Annotated in this window: 2 rRNA genes; both read left to right on the forward strand. The window is 50.4% G+C overall.

The features are described from left to right. Positions 1-154: 154 nt before the first annotated feature. Positions 155-3,042 (forward strand): 23S ribosomal RNA (locus IOQ59_RS21000). Positions 3,043-3,160: 118 nt separating this feature from the next. After that, positions 3,161-3,276: ribosomal RNA gene (rrf, locus tag IOQ59_RS21005) — 5S ribosomal RNA — on the forward strand. Positions 3,277-3,291: the final 15 nt, after the last annotated feature.

A 3,291-nucleotide genomic window follows, 5' to 3' on the forward strand; every position in this document is an offset into this window, starting at 1 on the left:
AAGTGCTTATCTTTTAAAGCTTTTTTGCTTTAAACGCTCTTTAACAACTTAGATTTGATTCAAATTTTATTGATATGTTTGTACTGAGTACAAACGCCAATTTGGTAGTAATCGTTACGAAATCGGTCATTGATCAGACCCCTTTGGGTTATATGGTCAAGTGACTAAGCGTGCACGGTGGATGCCTTGGCAGTCAGAGGCGATGAAAGACGTTGTAGCCTGCGATAAGCTTCGGGGAGTCGGCAAACAGACTTTGATCCGGAGATCTCTGAATGGGGAAACCCACCTATTTATAGGTATCTCTTAGCTGAATACATAGGCTTTGAGAGGCGAACCCGGGGAACTGAAACATCTAAGTACCCGGAGGAAAAGAAATCAACCGAGATTCCCTTAGTAGCGGCGAGCGAACGGGGATTAGCCCTTAAGCAATCTTGTAGCTAGCAGAACACTCTGGAAAGTGTGGCCATAGTGGGTGATAGCCCCGTATGCGAAAGCTTATAGATTGTGAAAACGAGTAAGGCGGGACACGTGATATCCTGTTTGAATATGGGGGGACCATCCTCCAAGGCTAAATACTCCTGACTGACCGATAGTGAACCAGTACCGTGAGGGAAAGGCGAAAAGAACCCCTGTGAGGGGAGTGAAATAGACCCTGAAACCGTGTACGTACAAGCAGTGGGAGCGGTCCTTGAGACCGTGACTGCGTACCTTTTGTATAATGGGTCAGCGACTTACTTTTAGTAGCAAGGTTAACCGTTTAGGGGAGCCGTAGGGAAACCGAGTCTTAATAGGGCGTTTAGTTGCTAGGAGTAGACCCGAAACCGAGCGATCTATCCATGGGCAGGTTGAAGATGCGGTAACACGCATTGGAGGACCGAACCGACTGTCGTTGAAAAGCCAGCGGATGACTTGTGGATAGGAGTGAAAGGCTAATCAAGCTCGGAGATAGCTGGTTCTCCTCGAAAGCTATTTAGGTAGCGCCTCGTGTCTAACCATGGGGGGTAGAGCACTGTTTCGGCTAGGGGGTCATCCCGACTTACCAACCCGATGCAAACTCCGAATACCCATGAGTTCAATCACGGGAGACACACGGCGGGTGCTAACGTCCGTCGTGGAAAGGGAAACAACCCAGACCGCCAGCTAAGGTCCCAAAGTGCATACTAAGTGGGAAACGATGTGGGAAGGCTTAGACAGCTAGGAGGTTGGCTTAGAAGCAGCCACCCTTTAAAGAAAGCGTAATAGCTCACTAGTCGAGTCGGCCTGCGCGGAAGATATAACGGGGCTAAGTATGCCACCGAAGCTGCGGATGCACTATGTGCATGGTAGAGGAGCGTTCTGTAAGCCGTTGAAGCTAAAGCCGTAAGGCATGGTGGAGGTATCAGAAGTGCGAATGCTGACATGAGTAACGATTAGGGCAGTGAAAAACTGCCCCGCCGGAAGACCAAGGTTTCCTATCCAACGCTATTCGAGGTAGGGTGAGTCGGCCCCTAAGGCAAGGCAGAAATGCGTAGTCGATGGGAAGCAGGTTAATATTCCTGCACCGCTCATAATTGCGATGGGGAGACGGAGAAGGCTAGGCTAGCGCGGCGTTGGTTGTCCGCGTTTAAGGTTGTAGGTTTAGGACTTAGGCAAATCCGGGTCCTTTTAAGACTGAGAACTGATGACGAGGCTCTACGGAGCTGAAGTAGTTGATGCCATACTTCCAGGAAAATCCTCTAAGCTTCAGATTATGATGCGACCGTACCCAAAACCGACACAGGTGGTCAGGTAGAGAATACCAAGGCGTTTGAGAGAACTCGGGTGAAGGAACTAGGCAAAATGGCACCGTAACTTCGGGAGAAGGTGCGCCGCTGATGGTGATGGGACTTGCTCCCTAAGCTGTTGGCGGTCGAAGATACCAGGTGGCTGCGACTGTTTATTAAAAACATAGCACTCTGCAAACTCGAAAGAGGACGTATAGGGTGTGACGCCTGCCCGGTGCCGGAAGGTTAATTGATGGGGTTAGCTTCGGCGAAGCTCTTGATCGAAGCCCCGGTAAACGGCGGCCGTAACTATAACGGTCCTAAGGTAGCGAAATTCCTTGTCGGGTAAGTTCCGACCTGCACGAATGGCGTAACGATGGCCACACTGTCTCCACCCGAGACTCAGTGAAATTGAAATTGCGGTTAAGATGCCGTATACCCGCGGCTAGACGGAAAGACCCCGTGAACCTTTACTATAGCTTCACAGTGGACTTTGATATTACTTGTGTAGGATAGCTGGGAGGCTTTGAAACATGCACGCCAGTGTGTGTGGAGCCAATCTTGAAATACCAGCCTGGTAATGTTGAGGTTCTAACCCAGGTCCCTTATCGGGATCGGGGACATTGTGTGGTGGGTAGTTTGACTGGGGCGGTCTCCTCCCAAAGAGTAACGGAGGAGCACGAAGGTACACTCAGCATGGTCGGAAATCATGCAATGAGCGTAAGAGTAGAAGTGTGCTTGACTGCGAGATAGACACATCGAGCAGGTACGAAAGTAGGTTCTAGTGATCCGGTGGTTCTGTATGGAAGGGCCATCGCTCAACGGATAAAAGGTACTCCGGGGATAACAGGCTGATACCGCCCAAGAGTTCACATCGACGGCGGTGTTTGGCACCTCGATGTCGGCTCATCACATCCTGGGGCTGAAGCCGGTCCCAAGGGTATGGCTGTTCGCCATTTAAAGTGGTACGCGAGCTGGGTTTAGAACGTCGTGAGACAGTTCGGTCCCTATCTGCCGTGGGCGTTTGAGATTTGAGAAGAGTTGCTCCTAGTACGAGAGGACCGGAGTGAACGAACCTCTGGTGTACCGGTTGTGATGCCAATTGCATTGCCGGGTAGCTACGTTCGGACGGGATAACCGCTGAAAGCATCTAAGCGGGAAGCCTCCTTCAAGATGAGATCTCACTGGGACCTTGAGTCCCCTAAAGGGCCGTTTAAGACTAAGACGTTGATAGGCTGGGTGTGGAAGCGTTGTGAGGCGTTAAGCTAACCAGTACTAATTGCCCGTGAGGCTTGACCATATAACGCCAAAGGCGTTTGATGGCCGATGATGATTACATCAAATTGCGTGTTGTGCGCAGTACAGACACAGAATTAACAATAATTTGAATCTTATCTTCAAGTTGTTAGCCAGTTTTGCTTGGCGACAATAGCAAGGTGGAACCACCCGATCCCATCCCGAACTCGGAAGTGAAACGCCTTAGCGCCGATGGTAGTGTGGGGCTTCCCCATGTGAGAGTAGGTCATTGCCAAGCACCTAATTAGTACCC

Origin of the sequence: Pontibacterium sinense (assembly GCF_015209595.1) — a bacterium.
GTDB classification, from domain to species: domain Bacteria; phylum Pseudomonadota; class Gammaproteobacteria; order Pseudomonadales; family Balneatricaceae; genus Pontibacterium; species Pontibacterium sinense.